The sequence below is a fragment of the Nocardia sp. IBHARD005 genome, from assembly GCF_052814245.1.
Window position 1 is genome coordinate 4,595,300 of record NZ_CP199935.1, and the last position, 18,150, is coordinate 4,613,449.

The window sequence follows — 18,150 nt, forward strand, 5'->3', positions numbered from 1 at the left end:
GTCCGGGTCGGGTCCCTGCCGTCAGCTGGCGGAGAAGTAATTGCCGTTGTCCAAATCAGCGAGCAGGCCGGGCTGAGTGGTTGCCAGCCGAAGGTCCGGCGGGTGATGAGGTTGGACGCCGGGTAGCTCTGCGTGACTATGTTCGCGAGGAACCCATAGTATCCCGGCACCATCAGTACTTCCGCGGGGACGCTCACGACGGGCAGGCCGAGACGGCTGCCAATGGCCTCGGCGATCACGCGGAGCGGGATGGCCCCATCCTCCACCGCGTGCCAATATTTGCCGGCAGGCCCCGACCTCCGCCGACACGGCCTCCGATGAATCGCTGCCGGTTGGTCAGTTGGATCCGGCGAGGACTACCGGGCGGCCGTTGAGCGGCTGGGTCGGTCGGTTGCTGTGCGGGAACAGAGCGCGGTAGTTGTCGACGTCGGCGACTGCGACCGGGGCGGGGTGGCGCAGGACGATCCACTCGACACCTTCGGTACACGGGGGCGTGGTCAGGGAGCCCTGGTAGCGGAATTGAGCGAGGTCGGTGGGGAGGAATTCGCGCGGGTCGACGGTGGTGACCGTGCGGGTGAGGCCTGAGCGGCTCGGTGTGGCGGTGAGTATTGGACTCAGTGGTGTGGGGTCGGTGTGCGCGTGCAGGAGGACGGCGAGAACTGCCAGGCGGCCCGATCGGGCGGCGTGGACGAGATGCAGCTCCATGGCGGTGTCGGTGCCGTCGACTGTGTGCTCACTGGGTAGGTGGAAGTGGAACTGGGTCAGGGTGAACGGTGTGCCGTCGACGACGATGTGATTGCCGGAGTCCGCCGGTACGGTCGCCTGGATGGTGTGCCCGTTGTTCAGCAACGGCACCGACGGCATCGGCCGGTAGTCGATCTCGATGTGGTCGGACGGGTGTAGTTCGGTGGGGCTGTCCAGGTCGATCGGTGATTGGGCGTGCCCGACTCGGCATGTCGCATAGCCACGGTCGAGATCGGCCCAGTGCGCGGGCCCCTCGCCGTTGTAATCCCAGTGCGGTGTGCTGGTTGTGGTCGCTACCGAACCACCGCAACCCGCGACGCCGAGCAGTGCCAGCGCGGCGAGTGCGCCACGGCGGGTGATCACGGGGCTGAGGTCATTGCGACGAACCGACACGGTGCAGCTCCTTGCCAGGATTCTGCCGTCGGCCCGAGTCGTTGACGCGTCCCGGGACGGCAGCCCGCGCATACCGACATCAGCGAGCCGTCAACCTGTCCGATTTGCACCGAATATCCTTCTAGTGCAAGAGATTTCGACTACGCGCGGGATCTCAGGCTATGCCGGTGATCACCGCCCAGACCAGGCTCGACGATGGCGAGATACATCACATCGGCAGTGGCCGGGGAGACGAGGGGCGGGAGAAGGCGAGCCGGACTCCCGATTCGGCGTGTGGCCGTTCGCGATTCAGGCGGGGTTGGCCGGCCAGTTCTTTTCCATCCACTGGTCCGGTTTGGGGTGGGGGGTGAAGCCGTAGGGGCGGTATAGGTCGTGGGCGTCGCCGGTTGCCAGGGCCATTCGGCGTAGGCCCCAGTCGTCCGCGTCGGCCATGATGCGGTCGAGGAGGCGTTTGCCGATGCCCTTTCCGCGCTGGAGGCGGTCGACATAGACGTCGGAGAGCCAGGCGAAGGTGGTGCGGTCGGTGACCAGGCGGGCGAAGGCGATCTGGGAGCCGTCCTGGAACACGCTGTAGGGCAAGGAGTTCTCGACCAGGCGCTCGACGCGGTCGCGGCTGCGGCCGAGGGCCCAATAGGCGTCGGTGGACAGGCGATGGTGGAGCCAGTCGAGGTCGACGGCGGCGGGATCGGTGGAGATCGCGAGCATCGGTCCAGAATAAGTGCGGCCGGGCTCAGGGTGAGCCCGGCCGCACTTGGTCAGGCGCCTACGTAGGTGGCCAGGTGTTCGCCGGTGAGGGTGGAGCGCGCCTCGACCAGGTCGGCGGGAGTGCCTTCGAAGACGATGTGGCCGCCGTCGTGGCCTGCGCCGGGGCCCAGGTCGATGATCCAGTCGGCGTGGGCCATCACGGCCTGGTGGTGTTCGACGACGATGACGGACTTGCCGGATTCGACGAGGCGGTCGAGCAGTCCGAGGAGTTGTTCGACGTCGGCCAGGTGCAGGCCGGTGGTCGGTTCGTCGAGGATGTAGACGCCGCCCTTGTCGGACATATGGGTGGCGAGCTTGAGGCGCTGGCGTTCGCCGCCGGACAGGGTGGTCAGTGGCTGGCCGATGGTCAGGTAGCCGAGGCCGACTTCGGTGAGGTGGGTGAGGATCTTGTGGGCGGCGGGGGTGCGGGCTTCGCCCTCGCCGAAGAACTCGCGTGCTTCGTCGACGGGCATCGAGAGCACTTCGCTGATGTTCTTGCCCGCGAAGGTGTATTCGAGGACTTCGGCCATGAAGCGTTTGCCCTCGCACACCTCACACATGGTCGAGACCCCGGCCATCATCGCCAGGTCGGTGTAAACCACGCCCGCACCGTTGCAGTTGGGGCAGGCACCTTCGGAGTTGGCGCTGAACAGGGCGGGTTTGGCGCCGGTGGCCTTGGCGAAGGCTTTGCGGATGTGGTCGAGCAGGCCGGTATAGGTGGCGGGGTTGCTGCGGCGCGAGCCCTTGATCGGGGTCTGGTCGATCGAGATGACACCTTCGTCGATCGGGATCGAGCCGTGGACCAGCGAGCTCTTACCCGAGCCCGCGACACCGGTGATCGCGACGAGGATGCCGAGGGGGATGTCGACATCGACCTTGTCGAGGTTGTTGGCGGTGGCGCCGCGAATCTGCAAGGCGCTGCCGGACTTTCGCACCGAGTCCTTGACCGAGGCGCGGTCGTCGAAGTGGCGGCCGGTGACGGTGTCGCTGGCGCGCAGCCCCTCGACGGTGCCTTCGAAGCAGATGGTGCCGCCCTGGGAGCCCGCGGCGGGGCCGAGGTCGACGATATGGTCGGCGATCACGATCGTTTCGGGCTTGTGCTCGACGACGAGCACGGTGTTGCCTTTGTCGCGCAGGCGCAGCAGCAGGTCGTTCATCCGCTGGATGTCGTGGGGGTGCAGCCCCGCGGTGGGCTCGTCGAAGACGTAGGTGACATCGGTCAGCGAGGAGCCGAGGTGGCGAATCATCTTGACGCGCTGTGCTTCACCGCCGGACAGGGTGCCAGAGGGACGCGACAGCGACAGGTACCCGAGGCCGATCTCGACGAACGAGTCCAAGGTCTGACGCAGAGATTCCAGCAGCGGCGCGACCGACGGATCATCGACTCCCTTCACCCATTCGGCCAGATCGGTGATCTGCATGGCGCAGGCATCGGCGATGCTGATGCCGTCGATCTTGGACGAGCGGGCAGCCGCGGACAGCCGGGTCCCCGCGCAGTCGGGGCAGGTGCCGAACGTGACGGCACGCTCGACGAAGGCGCGCACATGCGGTTGCAGCGAATCGATGTCCTTGGACAGCATCGACTTGCGCAGTTTCGGGATGAGACCTTCGTAGGTGAGGTTGATGCCCTCGACCTTGACCTTGGTCGGCTCCTTGTACAGCAGGTCGGCGAGCTGTTTTTTGGTGTACTTCTTGATCGGCTTCGCCGGGTCGAAGAAACCGGAGCCTTTGAAGATGCGGCCCATCCAGCCGTCCATGCTGTAGCCGGGGATCTTGAACGGGCCGTCGTCGAGGGAGAGGTTCTCGTCGTAGAGCTCGGTGAGGTCGATGTCGTTGATGAGTCCTTTGCCCTCACAGGTGGGACACATGCCGCCGGTGATGGAGAAGCTGCGGCGTTCCTTGACGGTGACGCCGTTCTTCTCGACCTCGACCGCACCCGCGCCGCTGATCGAGGCGACGTTGAAGGAGAACGCCTGTGAGGATCCGATGTGCGGGTCGCCGAGGCGGCTGAACAGGATTCGCAGCATCGCGTTGGCGTCGGTGACGGTGCCGACGGTGGAGCGCGGGTCGGCACCGAGGCGCGACTGGTCGACGAGGATGGCGGTGGTCAGTCCCTCCAGCACGTCGACGTCGGGGCGTGATTGGCTGGGCATGAAGCCCTGCACGAACGCGCTGTAGGTCTCGTTGATCAGACGCTGTGATTCGGCGGCGATGGTGCCGAAGACCAGGGAGCTCTTGCCGGATCCGGAAACGCCGGTGAAGACGGTCAGCCTGCGCTTGGGGATCTCGATGCTCACATCGCGCAGGTTGTTGACGCGTGCGCCGTGCACACGGATCAGGTCGTGGCTGTCGGCCGGCTCTATGGTGGTGCCGGTCTTCTTGGCCGTGCTCATGGGTCTCCCTCGATCAGTCGACATCGCCGGATATCGAATCTACCGGCGCGGTGGCCTACTTGGCCTGCTGGATCCGGACCATATTTCCGGCGGGGTCACGGAAGGCGCAGTCGCGGACACCGTAGGGCTGATCAGTGGGTTCCTGGACGACCTCGATCTCGCCTGCCTGCAGCTTTTCGAACAGGCCGTCGAGGTCTTCGGTGGCGAGGTTGATGGCGGCGTAGGTACCTTTGGCCATCATCTCGCTGATGACGCGGCGTTCCTCGTCGGTGATGCCGGGGTCGGCGGCCGGCGGATGCAGCACGATCGAGGTGTCGGGCTGGCCCGCCGGGCCGACGGTGATCCACCGCATCCCGTTGTAGCCGACGTCGTTGCGCACCTCGAAGCCGAGCGCGTCGCGGTAGAAGGCAAGGGCGGCGTCGGGGTCGTCCTGCGGCAGGTAGGTCTGGTGAATGGTGAGGTTCATGCCGACCACGCTAATTGGCGGTCGGAGCCGAAGCTTCTCGATTCCTGATCGGTCTGGTCACCTTCTTGACCACACACGACGGCATCCCGGCGGTCTGTTCGTCCTGCTGCTGCTTGTACACGCTGGGCGGCACGCCGACGAGTTCGGTGAAGCGGGTACTGAAGGTGCCCAGCGAGGACGAGCCGACCGCGAAGCACACGTCGGTGACACTCAGGTCGCCGCGCCGCAGCAGTGCCATGGCGCGTTCGATGCGGCGGGTCATGAGGTAGGAATACGGCGATTCGCCATACGCGAGACGGAACTGGCGGCTGAGGTGTCCGGCCGACATGTGTACGCCGCGGGCGAGCGCTTCGACGTCGAGTGGCTGGGCGTATTCGCGGTCGATGCGGTCGCGCACGCGACGCAGCAGCGCGAGGTCGCGCAGGTGCTGTGGTTTCGCGGGTGTACCGGTCACATCCGCGATCGTCCCACGTCGGACAGTTTTCAGGACAGCGGCGGGTGTCGATGTCGGTGGCGATCCGGCGGTACAGGCCGGTGAGGAGTCGTGTGGCGCGACGGTCGACGCCGAGGGTGGTCATGGGACCACCGTGCGTGTTCAGGCCGACCTGAAGTCAAGCTCTCCGGTCGGGCGGACGGCCGCGGTGCGCCCCGGCGCTTGCTGGAACTGCCAGTACAGGTTCGTATGGGCGGTGTCAGAGCGGGCGGAGGACGACGATGCCGGGGACGGTCCGCAGGTAGTCGGTCAAGGGAGTGTCGACGACCTGGTTGTTCGCGGCGAGTGAGGAGGCGTTGCGGAAGACGGGGCCGGTGGCGGTTTGGACGATGACGCCGACGTGGGTGACATCGAGGCCGGCATCCGGGGCGTAGGCACCGAGGTAGTCGCCGGTGCGGAGGGCGCCAGACACTGCCCCGTCGACAGCAGCCGAGGGGATATGGGTGACCGCGCGCTCGACCACGGGGACACCGGGCAGGTAGGTGCTGCCGTCGGCTTTCGCGTTGAGGTGCTTGGTGGTGGTGACGGCGGCGGGGCTCAGGCTCGCGGTGATGTCGGTGGCCGCCAGGCGCTCCCGGGTGGCCCAGTCGGTGAAGAAGTGCTTGCGCTGGGCGAACTCGACGCGGCGGTCGATATAGCGGGTGGCGATCAGGTGGGTGAGGAACTGGTCGCGGTCGGCGGAGCGGGAGGCGGCGTCGATGTAGTCGAGGTAGGTGAAGCAGTCCACGCGGCGCAGGTCGACGACGAGCTGTTCGGGTTCGGTGGCCGAGCCGATCAGCATATTCGCGCCATAGGGGGTGCCGAGCAGGCGTGCGGAAAGGCGTTCGATGAGTTCGCCCCGGCCGAGATTGCCCGATTCGGCGCGTACGGTGAGCAGTTCGTCGATCTTGCGGGCGGTGGCGTCATCGACTGCCGGGGCGGCCGAGGCCGGTGCGAGCGCGCACACGAGCGCGGCGAGCACGAGCAGGATCCGGACGATGATGCGCAAGACGCCTCCAGCTGGCCACGGGTCGATCGGTGCGAGCGCTGTCCACCGTAGCCGAGGCGGCCGACATGATGCCGCGTTCGTTGGCGGCGGCCTGGTCGACGGTGATGCCGTATTTCTCGGCGATCGCCGCAATGACTGGGCGCGTGGAATCGGCGGGCAGCGTCGGATCGAGTTCGAAGGACCTGTGCACCACGTCGACGTCGTCCCGGTGCGCGAAGTCGGCCAGTGCTTGTTCGAAGCGGGCTTTACCCAGGTAGCAGAACGGGCAATTGATGTCGGTCCAGATCTCTACTGTGGTGGACAAGCGGGCCTCCTGCGGCACATCAACGGTGCGGCGGCGGTCCGCCGAACAGTTCTGGACAGGCGTTCGAATTCGGGGAGTGCAACGCCGGCAACGACGCCGCTGTTCCCTGGCGCGTCCGGGCACGACGGGACGAGCACGAAGGACATCGATGGGGTTCGAGCAGCGGAGGGGGTGGGTGCAGGTGCCCGAAGGATTGGTGGTGCCGCGCGCGCTGGGCGGGTTGTGGGCGGTGCGGCACGCGCAGAGTGAGGCCAATGCGTGGTTCGCCGACCCGGCGACCGAGCAGCGGCCGATGCGTGGGACCGACTCCGGGGCGGAATTGACCGCGTACGGGCAGTGGCAGGCGCACTGTCTCGGAGACTGGCTGGCAGGGTTGGCCGGAGTGCAACGGCCCACGCTGGTGGTCTGCTCCCCCTACCTGCGCACGCGGGTCACCTGGGCGGTGATGGCCGAGGCGGCCGCCACCCGCAATCGGCACCTGCGCCCGATCCGCACCCTGGTCGACGAGCGGTTGCGCGATCGGGAGATGGGGGTGTTCGAACTGCATCCGTATCGGGCGATCCGGCGACGCGCACCGGAGGAGGGTGCGCGTCGTGAACGGGTTGGCAACTGGGTGTATCGCCCGCCGGGCGGGGAATCGCTGGCCGATGTGGCGTTGCGGGTGCGCAGTTTCCTCGACGAGCTGGATGTGGTGGCCGCGGGCGAGCAGGTGCTGGTGGTGACCCATGACGCGGTGGTGGTGTCGTTGCGCTACGTCCTCGACGGACTCGGTGCGCCGGTACCGGATTCGCTCGAGCCGGTGCCCAATGCCTCGGTGTCGCAGTGGCGGCGCGAGGGCCCGCGACTGGCCTTGCGCGTGTGGGGCTCGGTCGACCACCTCGCGATGGACGAGGAAACAGGATAGGGCTACCAGCGGACAGGCTTCGACCGCGCGACCGGATGCGTCGCATCACAAACGTTGCCGGACAGACGGTTACCCACAACGTCGAACGGCCACCGGGCGCTGGCGATTGCTGGGCCGCAACCGTTCGTGAGCGGCGTCGACGGACTGACCGGTCTGTCGATGGGAGAATGCGCGGGTGGATGTCGCGATCGGTCTGGTTGTCCTCATCGGCTCGGCGACCGCGCTGGCGGCGCTGGCGCGGCGATTCGGGGTGTCCGAGCCTCTGGTGCTGACGTTGGCCGGGGTGGCCGCGTCGTATCTGCCGATAGTGCCGCAGGTGCATCTCGAACCGGAGGTGGTGCTGCTGGGTTTGCTTCCGCCGCTGCTCTATACCGCCGCGCTGCGCACATCGCTGGTCGATTTCAAGGACAACCTGCGCACCATCGCGTCGCTGTCGGTGGGGCTGGTGCTGTTCAGCACGTTCGCGGTGGCGTTGGTGGTGTGGTGGTTGCTGCCGGTGCCGTTCGCGGCGGCGGTCGCGCTGGGTGCGGTGGTCGCTCCCCCGGATGCCGTGGCCGCGACCGCGGTGGCGCGACGCACCGGGATGCCGCGCAGGATCGTGACGGTGCTCGAGGACGAGTCGCTGTTCAACGACGCGACCGCGCTGGTGGCGTTGCGCTCGGCCATCGCGGCGATGGCGGGTGCGGTGACCGCGTGGCAGATCGGGGGCGATTTCCTGCTCGCCGCCGTCGGTGGCGGTGTCATCGGGGCCGTGGTGGCGGCGGTATTGGTGATGTTGCGCAGGCGGATCACCGATCCCGTGCTGGATACCTCGGTGTCGCTGCTCGCCCCGTTCGTGGCGTATCTGCCTGCCGAGCATTTTCACGCCTCGGGCGTGATCGCGGTGGTGACGTGCGGGATGATCCTCGGGCACGGCGCGCAGCGGTGGCAGGGGGCGGCTTCGCGGGTCGCCGAGACCACCAATTGGCGCACCATCCAGTTCATTCTGGAGAGCGCGGTGTTCTTGATCATCGGGTTGCAGGTGCGCTGGATCGTCGAGGGCGCCTGGCACAGCGGGTTGGATCACGGCACCCTCGTCGTCACGGCGGTGAGCGTGCTGGCCGCGGTGATGCTGGCGCGCCCGGTGTGGGTGTTCACGCCGGTGTTGGTGGCCAGGCTGTTCGGGCGCGCGACCGAGCCGTTGAGCCACGCGGCGGTGGTGTCGTGGGCGGGGATGCGCGGGGTGGTGACGTTGGCGGCGGTGTTGCTGCTGCCCGACTCGACCCCGCAGTTGCCGGTCCTCGAACTGCTCGCGCTGGTGGTGGTCGGCGGCACGCTGCTGGTGCAGGGCAGTTCGTTGCCGTGGCTGGTGCGATTGCTGCGGTTGCGCGGGCCGAGTCGCGAGGAGGACGCGCTCGCGAAAGCCGATCTGCTGCAACAGGCTTCGACCGCCGGTCTGGCCGAACTCGACCGCAAGATCGGACCGGACACCCCCGCACCGGTGATCGAATCGCTGCGACAGCGGCTGATCTGGCGTTCCAACGCCGCCTGGGAGCGGTTGGGCCGCCCGGAAGCGGAATGGGTGACACCGACCGCGGAGTACCGGCGGCTACGGCTGGCGATGCTGGGCGCCGAACGTGATGCGGTGCTGAAGGTTCGCGACGCGGGGTCGGTGGATTACGAAGTGCTCCAACATGTGCTGGCCCGGCTCGATCTCGAGGAGTCGATGATCGACCGCTTCGACGAGAGCGATGACGAGCGCCGCGCCGAACCGCTGTCGACCGCGGCAGGCAGGCAGGGGTGCGCGCACCTCGACGACGCGCCGCTGCCGGCCGAACCACCTACCGCTGAGCTCGTATGCCGGCAGTGTCTCGACGAGGGTTGGCGCTGGGTGCATCTGCGCATGTGCACCGGGTGCGGGAATATCGGATGCTGCGAGTCCTCGATCGGTGACCACGCCAGTGCCCACTTCCGGACCTCGGCGCATCCGGTGATGCGCAGCGTGGAGCCCGGCGAGGTCTGGCGCTGGTGCTACGTCGACCAGGTGCTCGGCTAGCGACCAGCGCCCTTCGCGCAAGGCGATGTCCTGGTGGTGATTCAGGATTGGGCTGCGGCCGAGGGTGGCCAGTTCGGCTTCTACGGACAGTTCGCCGCCGCTCACCTGAGCCCCCGAATCACCCGGTTACCCGCGGTGGGAGTAGATCAGCCGGGCGTACTCGGCGAGCAGGTGGTCGAGTTCGGTGGGTTCACCTGCGGCGGCGAGCTGTTGGTAGCCGATGATCATCGCCATGCCGAATTCGGTGACGACGGTGGCGGTGGCCGTGTCGTCGACGACGCCGTCGATGACGCGGTGCACGGTGCGCCGACGCGACTCGTCGACCCGTTTGACGGTGACGTGTACCGATTCGTCGTTGGCCGCCCAGGCGCGCAGCGCGGCTTCGGCGCCGTGTTCGAGTCCGCTGGCGAGCACCGACATGGCGCGCACGTCGGCATCGGCGTCACCGTGGCCGACGTCGAGCGCGCGTAGCTCGACCATCTGACGGTTCTCCCAGTGTTCGAGCAGGGTGTCGACGAAGCCTTGCCAGGAGCCGAAGTGGTGATAGAACGAGCCGCTGGTGACGCCGAGGCGGCGGCACAGCACCCCGATGTTGAGACCTTTGAAACCGAACTCGGCGAGCACCGCCACCGCGGTGTCGAAGTACTGCTCCTTGGTGACCACTCGGGACATCGCGATGCCGTTCTGTTCGTGCGGGCAGGGGCCGAAGAATGCGAACAGTACCCCATCGTATCGAGCCCCCGCGCGTACACGACGTTGTCTACGCTGCGCCAGAACCGGCCGATTGATCGACGAAATGCCAAGTGGTGGAACGAAATACGTGCACAACGACCCAAAACCGCATCCGCATGGAATAGCAGAGCGGACGCTCTGTAAACTTTTGTTCATGCCGAGACCGCGCACGCACGACCCGCAGACGGTGCTGGACGCCGCCGAAAAGCTCGCGGCCCGTTCCGGTCCCGCCGCTGTCACGGTGCGCGCAGTCGCCGCCGCTACCGGAGTATCCAATGGCGCGCTCTATCACACATTTCAGTCTCGACAGGTTGTGCTGGCGCGCACCTGGTTACGCGCCGCACACCGATTCCTCGCCCTCCAGTCGGCCGACATCGACCGCGCCGTCACCGCAGCCGACCCCGAGAACCGCATCGATGCGGTCCTCGACGCCGCCGAGGCCCCCGCGCGGCTGGCCGAGGAACACCCCGACTCCGCGCGCCTGCTCCTGCTCGTCGATCGCGCCGAACTGCTCGCCGGTGACATCGCGCCCGAACTCGCCCAGGAGATCGCCGACGCCGAGAAGGCACTCGTCGCCGCACTCAACCGGCTCGCGCGCGCCCTGTGGGGTCGCGCCGACCGGCGCGGCGTCGCCACCGTCACCACCTGTCTGGTAGACCTGCCCACCGCGCTGCTGCTGCGCCGCGACCGTCTCACCGATCCCCTGGCCCGCGCTCAGCTCCGCGCTGCCGTGCGTGCCGTCCTCGACCTCGGTCCCCACTGAAAAGGAAACTCCGTGCCCACACTGCGCCACCATGATTCGATCGCCGTGCTCGACCTCGGCGACGGCGAGAACCGCTTCTCCCCCGACTTCCTCACCGAAGTGCAGACCCACCTCGACACCGCCGTCGCCGAGGGCGCACACGCGTTGGTGACCACCGCCACCGGCAAGATCTACTCCAACGGTCTCGATCTGGACTGGCTCTCGGCCAACGGCGACCGGGCCGCCGAATACGTCGAAGCGGTGCACGGCCTGTTCGCCCGGGTCCTCACCTTGCCGATGCCGACGGTCGCCGCCATCGGCGGACACGCCTTCGGTGCGGGTGCGATGGTGGCCATGGCGCACGACTACCGGGTGATGCGCGCCGACCGCGGCTACTTCTGTTTCCCCGAGGCCGACATCCGGATCCCCTTCACCAACGGCATGGCTGCGCTCATCCAAGCCAAGGTGACGCCCAAGACCGCCGTCGCCAGCATGACCACGGGCCGCCGCTTCGGTGGCGCCGACGCACTGGCCCTCGACCTGGTCGACGCCACCGCCGCCGAAGGCGAAGTCCTGAATGCCGCACTGGCTGTGGTCGCGCCGCTGGGTGGCAAGGATCAGACCACCATGACGGCGATCAAATCGGTGATGTTCGCCGGTGTCCTCGACGCGCTGCGCGGCCGGGACTGAGCTGCGCGGCCGGGACTGATCAGGGCGGCCGGGACTGATCAGGGCAGCCGGGGGCCCTTGCCCAGGTAGATGTCGCCACGGTCATCGCCTGCCCAGCCGCCCCCGGTGTAGTCGCCGAGCACGAAACACGCATCGCAGAACTGCTTTCCGAACACCGTCAGGTAGATGCTGCGGTAGGAGCTGATCGCCCGCATCTTCACCGACTTGTACGCCGCCTGCGCCGGCGGTTGCGCTTCGAGGAACGCGTAGCGGCGGAAGTCGGCGACCGGTTCGGTGGAGAAGCGGACCAGCCCGAGGCGACTCAGGTTTCCCAGGTAGTGGTGGTCGCGGTCGGGCAGTGAGCATCCGGCCATCGCGGCGATCATGTTGATACCGTCGGCCAGCCGTTGCGAGCCGATCCCGAACGGCGCCTTGGTGCGGATGTCGATCGCGGGCTGCGGTCCGGCGACAGCGAGGAACCGCAGGATCCGCGCTTCGTCGGGCGTCAGGTCGTGCAGGATCGGCACGAACGAGGGGTGCAGGTCGCGCGGCTGCTGCGCGCAATCCCAGCCCTCGGTGATCATGGCGTCGCCCATCGCCTTGAGATCGTCGGCATCGACCTTGGTTTCGATCGGACCGTAGACACCGTTGGCGGTGCTGGTCAGGCCGAGTGCGCTCAACGCGGTGCGGCGCAACAGGTCCATGCGTTCGTCGAAGATCTGCGATATCGATTCGCCGGAGCGGATGTCGTCGACGAGATCGGTGGCACTGTCCACGGCACCCTTGGTCAGCGCGCCGACAATGTGACGCAACGACAGTCCCGCGATCCGCGCCAATCCGAGCAGATCGGTGGGAATCCCGGGTTCGCGATCAGGTTTCTGTTCCATGCTCATGTTCCGAAGATCAGCAGGTGCAGCGCACCGATGAGGGCACCGAGCACGCCGCCGTGCAGATACAGCAGCCAGGCGTCCTGTTCGATGGCGGTGTAGAGCATTTCGACGAACTCCTCCGGCGGCAGTTCGCGCAGTTTCTCGGTGGCGAGCCGGTCGACGCTGGCCGCGGTGGTCTGGGAGAACTCGACGTCTTCGACCAGCCATGGCTTCATCTCGGTGGCCAGGTTCGCGCCCGCGGTGGCCTGGATGGCGTCGAAGTGGCGTGGCCCGATCGCGAGGCGGGTCACCGAGCGTAACGGGCCGAGGATCCGGTCGATCTCGGCTTCGAGGAAGTGGGCGATGACCGCGCGGGTCTTGTCGCCGCTCGGCCCGTCGAGCAGTTGCTCGGCGACGACGTCGAGGGTGACGATCTGATACCCGATCGCGTGCCCGAGATCGGCTGCGGCCTGGTACTGCCGTTTCGCGAATTTCGCGACCCGCCACGGATATCGGTAGCGCGGTCGCGGCGCGGCGGGTTCGAACACCACCTTGATCGCGATGATGTTGACCAGCACACCCACCACCGCACCACCGGCGATCACCCACGCCCACGCGGGCAGGAAGTGCAGGAGGTTGTAGAGCCAGCCGGGCAGCGAGATCACCGCGGGGGTGTCGCCATGGGGAGTGCTGTAGTGCAGCAACGACAACCACAGCGCCACGATCACCCCGAACGGGAAACCCAGCACGCCGCTGCGGACCATGAACCGCAATTCCGGCGCACCGAGCCCGTAGATCACGTCCTTCAACAGTTCGGGCCTGCGCCGCAGATAACCGACGACCATCAGCTTCACGTCGAGGAGCTGGTCGATGTTCTCGCCGATGAAGTCGAACGCGCGATCGGTGATCGCGGGCAGCTCGGCCTCCACCCGCGTGTAGACGGCTTCGCGTGCGCGCGGCGGCATGTCCGCCCACAGGCGCGGGTGTTCGGCCACCATGATCGAGTCGACCATCGAGCGCACGTTCGGCAGCGCGACCTGCGCGACCTGCGCGGAGATCTTGCGTGGATCCATCTGATCGAAGAAGTCCTTGGCGGTGCCGATCTTGGCGACCGCGTTGTCGACCATCAGGCTCGCCATCTTCTCCGAGCGGGCCGGAATGAACCCCTGGAAGCCGAGAATGCCGCCGGGAGCGAAAGTCGGCAGGATCTGTACCTTGCGCGGCAGCAGCGGGAAGATCGTTTTCAGCCCCGGCACATAGAAGCCGGTGAAGCGCACCGGCGCGAACAGCATGATCACTCCGGTCCAGTTGGTGATCAGACCGGCCATGGCGCTGAAGATCGGGATGGTGATCATGTCGACCCAGAACTCGCTCAGACCGGTCGTCTTCTCCAAGTCCAGCAGGCCGAAGAACCCCGCCGCCTCGATCCCAGCATTCATCCGGCGTCCACTCCGTTGTGTGGCGAACATCGCACGTAGGGTCATCATAGGCGACCGAGCTCCCCGGTCTGGGGAAGTTCCGCCGTTACCCGCTAAACCGGAGCAAACTTCGATGCCCTCGGTGGCCGGCGAATCAGTGCGTGGTGTTGACCAGCAGGAGGTTGGTGTCGATGTCGTGGGTTACTTTGTTGGCTACCGAGCCCAATAGGCGTTCGGGGCCGCTCATTCCGCGGTTGCCGATCACGACGAGGTCGTATTTCCAGGCCGAGTTGCAGATCGCCTCCGCCGCGGGGACTCCGGTGAGGATGTCGCGGCCGAACAGTTCGGGGTCCTCGACCTCGATCTGACCTTCCACGTCGATCAGGGTCTCGGCACCGTCGTCGTCGGTTTTGGCGGAGGTCACCAGGAACGGGCGCGCGCCGAGGGCGAGGGCGAGTTCGTAGCCGCGACGGACCGCGGTCAGCGAACTCGCCGATCCGTCGGTGGTGAGGCCGATGGTGGTCCAGCGTTTGGGGACCTTGCTGGTGAACACGACATCGGTCTGGCTGTGGTGCGACACGTGATTGGCGGTCGAGCCGAGCAGGCGCGCCTTGGAACTGCCCAGGCTGCCCCCGCCGATGACGAGCAGGGTGTCGGGTTGCTGTTCGGAGATCTCGAGCAGCAACGCGCCCGCGGCGCCGTCGAGTTCGGTGCGCGATACCTCGGGTACACCGGCGGCGGTGAGGGTTTGCGCGGCGGTGGCGGTGGCCTGTTCGGCCCACTCGGCGTCGGTGCCCGATTTGCGCCCCGCGTCCTTCCACACACACATCGCGGTGACCGGGATGTCGAGGCGCACCGCGAACTCTCCCGCCACCGCTACCGCTGTCTGCGCGGACTCCGAGCCGTTTGTTCCCACGATGATGCGCTGATAGCACCCCATGTGACGCTCTCCGATCGACGGCAGGTCAGCTGCGCTGTGGCCCACAGTATAAGCGCAGCACACTGCGGGCAACCGGCACCGAGAGGTCAGGACGCTCGGCTCTGCCGGTGCGGTGCCACCGAGGGGTGCGAGGGCCCCCGCGCCTGACTTCCAGGCGATGGCGATCTGGTCAGAGTGTGACACCCAGGAGTGCGTCGACGGCGGTGCGGACCAGGGTGGGGGCTTCGGTGCCGGTGCCACCGTAGGCGATGGCCTGTTCGGCCCAGTTGTCGATCGCGTCGAGGGCCTTCGGGGTGTCGAGGTCGTCGGCCAGGTGCTGACGCAACCGGGCGACCGTGTCGGTGGCGGAGGGGCCCGCGGCCAGCGACACGGCTTCACGCCACCGGTCGAGGCGGTTCTGCGCCGTGGTGAGTACCTCATCGGTCCACATGCGGTCGGACCGGTAGTGACCGGCGAGCAGGCCCAGGCGGATCGCGGCGGGGTCGACACCGGAGCGGCGCAGCGTCGACACGAGCACGAGATTGCCCCGGGACTTCGACATCTTCTCGCCGTCCAGGCCGATCAGCCCGGCGTGCACGTAGTGGCGGGCGAAGCGGCGGGTGCCGGTGATCGCCTCGGCGTGTGCGGCGGAGTACTCGTGGTGCGGGTACATCAGGTCCGAACCACCACCTTGGATGTCGAATTCGGCGCCGATGCGGTTGAGCGCGATCGCCGCACACTCGATGTGCCAGCCTGGGCGGCCCGCACCGAAGGGCGCCTCCCACGACGGTTCACCGGGACGCTCTGCCCGCCACAGCAGGGCGTCGATGGTGTCGCGCTTGCCCGCCCGGTCGGGGTCGCCGCCGCGTTCGGCGAACAGCGTCTCCATGGTCGCGCGGTCGTATCCGGATTCGTAGCCGAACTGTTCGGTGGCATCGGTGCGGAAGTAGATATCGGGGTACTCGGCATCGTCGACGATGTACGCGGCGCCGGCGGCGAGCAGCTTCTGCACCAGCTCCACCACCTCCTCGACCGATTCGATGGCACCGATGTAGTGCCGCGGCGGCAGCACCTGCAGCGCGGTCATGTCCTCGCGGAACAGGTCGATCTCGCGGCTGCCGAGATCGCGCCAGTCGATGCCATCGCGATCGGCGCGTTCGAACAGCGGGTCGTCGACGTCGGTGACGTTCTGCACGTAGTGCACGTCGTGGCCCGCGTCGCGCCAGATCCGGTTGACCAGGTCGAACGTCAGATAGGTGGCGGCGTGGCCGAGGTGGGTGGCGTCGTAGGGAGTGATGCCGCAGACATACATTTTCGCGGTCTCGCCCGGGGTGACCGGGCGGATCTGACGATCGGCGGTGTCGTACAAACGCAAGGGCGGCCCTGTTCCGGGGACGGTCGGCAGGGCGATATCGGACCAGGACTGCATGTCTTCGAGGGTAGAGCCCCTGCCGATGTGCTCGGCTCGCGGCCCGGCTCATGGGGTTGCTCGCGGCGTCGCGGCACGGCCCGCTACCTGCACACAAACGTGTTGTGGCGCCCGCGTCAAGGTTTGCACTCGAGCAGATCGGCTGGTCACGGGGGTAACGGGTCACACCGGGTGTGTCGTGCCCTGTGTGTGTTCCGACCTGAGCGAACGGTTGCCATCGCGATCATTGTCACAGTCCACACTTCCCTGAACTTCCCTATTGCTCCCTATAGGTACATTCGTTTACGGTTGTTTCATGACGGATCGTCTCTATTCGGTGGAGCAGGTTGCCGAACTACTCGGACTGCACGTGCGCACCGTGCGCGGTTATGTGCGCGACGGCAAACTCCCCGCTGCCCGCATCGGCAAGCAGTACCGCATCACCCACGAAGACCTCGAGGCGTTCACCGGGCTGCCGATCACCACACCGCAGACAGTGCCGGGTCGGCACGCCGAGTCGTCCTGCATCGTCGAGATCGACGACATCGACCGCGCCACCGTCGACCGGATCACCACCCTGCTCACCGCCACCGCCGGAACCCGAGGCGCGGGCGGTCAGCGCATGCGCGTGGAAACCAGCTACGACCCGGCCCGCCATCGCCTCAAAGTGATCGTGCTCGGCAGCCTCGCCGACAGTGCCCGCCTGCTCGACTACCTGGACGGAATCCTCAGCACATGATCTACAAGTCCGACGAAGGCCGACAGCTCGTCCAGCGGCGCTACCGCGAGCACCTCGACGACTGGCCCGTCCCCCACGAGGAACTGCGCATAGCCACCGGCGCAGGCGAAACGTTCGTCGTGGTCTCCGGACCCGCGGACGCACCGCCACTGGTCGTGCTGCACGGCTCAGGAGCCAATGCGAGCACCTGGCGCGCCGACATCGCCGACTGGTCGACCCGTTTCCGTGTGTACGCGGTGGATCTGCCCGGCGAACCAGGATTCAGCGCCCCGACCCGGCTGGCGCTGGACAGCGACGCGACCGCGAGCTGGCTCGACGAGGTGATCGATGGACTCGGCCTCGATACCGTGGCGCTGGTCGGCATGTCACTCGGCGGGTGGACCGCACTCGACTACGTGCTGCGCAGGCAGGGCCGGGTCACGACCCTGGTCCTGCTGTGCCCGGGTGGACTGGGTAAGCATCGCTACGGCTGGCTGGTGAAGGCGATCGGCCTGCGGATGATCGGCAGGCACAGCGCGCGCGACATGGCGCGCGTCGGTCTCGGCCTCGACGGGCCGCAAGCGGACCCGATCATCGACGACATAGCGCTGACATTCGCGCATTTCACGCCGCGCCCCGTCAGTCTGCCCATTTTCCGCGACGAACAACTCCGCGAGGTGGACATCCCGGTCCTGGTAATCGTCGGCGAACGCGACGCCCTGTTCGATTCGGCGCGCACCGCCGAACGCGCTCGCGGTGCTTTCCCGCGAGGCGAGGTGCGTCTGCTCCCCGGCGTCGGACACGCTCTGGTGAATCAGACTGTGGCGGTACGGGAATTCGTGCAGACACACGCCGGATGAACTTCGGTGCCACCGCTCCCCGACGTGCGGCGACACCGAACAAGATCACATCACTGCTGGTAGCACTGCACATTCGCGGTGTCGGCATCCGGGCCGAACTGCGGCAGCGCGTAGAACGAGGCACCGACCTGGTCGGCGGCCTTCACGGTGACGTCGGGCAGCGGTGCACCGGCGCGGTCGGTGGCGGTGCAGACGAAGGTCTTCTCGGTCCACCAGCCGGCCGGAAACGCCTGCGCAGGTGCGGCGATGGCAGCGGCGGCACCGGTGAGCAGCAGCGCGGCGGCGGAGGTGGTGACGATTGAACGGGTCGACATGTGGGTTCCTCGGATCTCGCGGGGATAGCGAAAGTGC

Annotated in this window: 19 protein-coding genes; 6 read left to right on the forward strand and 13 right to left on the reverse strand. The window is 67.2% G+C overall.

Annotation, left to right across the window (positions count from 1 at the left end):
• Nucleotides 1–336: 336 nt before the first annotated feature.
• From ACTWPB_RS21655 to ACTWPB_RS21685, 7 genes are all read right to left on the reverse strand, one after another.
• Nucleotides 337–1,137, reverse strand: coding sequence for a carbonic anhydrase (locus ACTWPB_RS21655; protein ID WP_446222400.1), 801 nt, complete (start codon nt 1,135–1,137; stop codon nt 337–339).
• Nucleotides 1,138–1,425: 288 nt separating this feature from the next.
• Entirely contained in the window at nt 1,426–1,842 is a 417-nt protein-coding gene (locus ACTWPB_RS21660; RefSeq protein ID WP_446222401.1) for a GNAT family N-acetyltransferase, read from the reverse strand.
• Between the two features lie 50 nt (nt 1,843–1,892).
• A complete protein-coding gene (locus ACTWPB_RS21665; RefSeq protein WP_446222402.1) occupies nt 1,893–4,274 on the reverse strand; it encodes an ATP-binding cassette domain-containing protein in 2,382 nt (793 codons plus the stop codon).
• 55 nt (nt 4,275–4,329) lie between these two features.
• Nucleotides 4,330–4,740: a VOC family protein gene (locus ACTWPB_RS21670; protein ID WP_378924568.1), complete on the reverse strand. Its 411-nt coding sequence runs from the start codon at nt 4,738–4,740 to the stop codon at nt 4,330–4,332.
• Between the two features lie 10 nt (nt 4,741–4,750).
• Nucleotides 4,751–5,194 carry a helix-turn-helix transcriptional regulator gene (locus ACTWPB_RS21675; protein ID WP_446222403.1) on the reverse strand — a complete coding sequence of 148 codons (444 nt, stop codon included), beginning with the start codon at nt 5,192–5,194 and terminating at the stop codon, nt 4,751–4,753.
• A gap of 238 nt (nt 5,195–5,432) precedes the next feature.
• Nucleotides 5,433–6,221 (reverse strand): N-acetylmuramoyl-L-alanine amidase-like domain-containing protein, encoded by a 789-nt coding sequence (locus ACTWPB_RS21680; protein ID WP_446222404.1) that lies wholly within the window; start codon nt 6,219–6,221, stop codon nt 5,433–5,435.
• A complete protein-coding gene (locus ACTWPB_RS21685; protein ID WP_446222405.1) occupies nt 6,136–6,525 on the reverse strand; it encodes a DsbA family protein in 390 nt (129 codons plus the stop codon). Before ACTWPB_RS21685 ends, ACTWPB_RS21680 begins: the two co-directional genes overlap by 86 nt.
• A 181-nt stretch (nt 6,526–6,706) precedes the next feature.
• Between ACTWPB_RS21685 and ACTWPB_RS21690 the strand changes: the two genes are divergently transcribed.
• Both ACTWPB_RS21690 and ACTWPB_RS21695 read left to right on the forward strand, forming a co-directional pair.
• The gene (locus ACTWPB_RS21690; RefSeq protein WP_446222406.1) at nt 6,707–7,429 is read left to right on the forward strand and encodes a histidine phosphatase family protein; all 723 of its coding nucleotides are present in this window, start codon (nt 6,707–6,709) and stop codon (nt 7,427–7,429) included.
• 175 nt (nt 7,430–7,604) lie between these two features.
• Entirely contained in the window at nt 7,605–9,464 is a 1,860-nt protein-coding gene (locus ACTWPB_RS21695; RefSeq protein WP_446222407.1) for a Na+/H+ antiporter, read from the forward strand.
• A gap of 126 nt (nt 9,465–9,590) precedes the next feature.
• Here ACTWPB_RS21695 and ACTWPB_RS21700 read toward each other — a convergent pair whose 3' ends face one another.
• Complete coding sequence (locus ACTWPB_RS21700; protein WP_056819923.1) at nt 9,591–10,136, reverse strand: TetR/AcrR family transcriptional regulator; 546 nt, start codon at nt 10,134–10,136, stop codon at nt 9,591–9,593.
• Between the two features lie 214 nt (nt 10,137–10,350).
• Between ACTWPB_RS21700 and ACTWPB_RS21705 the strand changes: the two genes are divergently transcribed.
• Nucleotides 10,351–10,959, forward strand: coding sequence for a TetR family transcriptional regulator (locus ACTWPB_RS21705; protein ID WP_446222408.1), 609 nt, complete (start codon nt 10,351–10,353; stop codon nt 10,957–10,959).
• A 12-nt stretch (nt 10,960–10,971) separates the two neighbouring features.
• Nucleotides 10,972–11,628 (forward strand): enoyl-CoA hydratase-related protein, encoded by a 657-nt coding sequence (locus ACTWPB_RS21710; protein WP_446222409.1) that lies wholly within the window; start codon nt 10,972–10,974, stop codon nt 11,626–11,628.
• Between the two features lie 38 nt (nt 11,629–11,666).
• Here ACTWPB_RS21710 and ACTWPB_RS21715 read toward each other — a convergent pair whose 3' ends face one another.
• The 4 genes from ACTWPB_RS21715 to mshC all read right to left on the reverse strand — a co-directional run bounded on the left by ACTWPB_RS21715 (nt 11,667) and on the right by mshC (nt 16,242).
• Entirely contained in the window at nt 11,667–12,500 is an 834-nt protein-coding gene (locus ACTWPB_RS21715; protein WP_446222410.1) for an Abi-alpha family protein, read from the reverse strand.
• Entirely contained in the window at nt 12,497–13,915 is a 1,419-nt protein-coding gene (locus tag ACTWPB_RS21720; protein ID WP_446222411.1) for a hypothetical protein, read from the reverse strand. The genes ACTWPB_RS21715 and ACTWPB_RS21720 overlap by 4 nt, the downstream gene beginning before the upstream one ends.
• A 133-nt stretch (nt 13,916–14,048) precedes the next feature.
• Nucleotides 14,049–14,834, reverse strand: a complete 786-nt coding sequence (locus ACTWPB_RS21725) for a universal stress protein (protein WP_446226438.1) — start codon at nt 14,832–14,834, stop codon at nt 14,049–14,051.
• 169 nt (nt 14,835–15,003) lie between these two features.
• A complete protein-coding gene (gene mshC / locus ACTWPB_RS21730; protein WP_446222412.1) occupies nt 15,004–16,242 on the reverse strand; it encodes a cysteine--1-D-myo-inosityl 2-amino-2-deoxy-alpha-D-glucopyranoside ligase in 1,239 nt (412 codons plus the stop codon).
• A 295-nt stretch (nt 16,243–16,537) separates the two neighbouring features.
• Between mshC and ACTWPB_RS21735 the strand changes: the two genes are divergently transcribed.
• Both ACTWPB_RS21735 and ACTWPB_RS21740 read left to right on the forward strand, forming a co-directional pair.
• Nucleotides 16,538–16,960, forward strand: a complete 423-nt coding sequence (locus ACTWPB_RS21735) for a helix-turn-helix domain-containing protein (protein ID WP_446222413.1) — start codon at nt 16,538–16,540, stop codon at nt 16,958–16,960.
• Nucleotides 16,957–17,799, forward strand: a complete 843-nt coding sequence (locus ACTWPB_RS21740; protein WP_446222414.1) for an alpha/beta fold hydrolase — start codon at nt 16,957–16,959, stop codon at nt 17,797–17,799. Before ACTWPB_RS21735 ends, ACTWPB_RS21740 begins: the two co-directional genes overlap by 4 nt.
• A 50-nt stretch (nt 17,800–17,849) precedes the next feature.
• Here the strand turns inward: ACTWPB_RS21740 and ACTWPB_RS21745 are convergent, their stop codons facing one another.
• Entirely contained in the window at nt 17,850–18,113 is a 264-nt protein-coding gene (locus ACTWPB_RS21745) for a hypothetical protein (RefSeq protein WP_446222415.1), read from the reverse strand.
• Between the last annotated feature and the right edge of the window lie 37 nt (nt 18,114–18,150).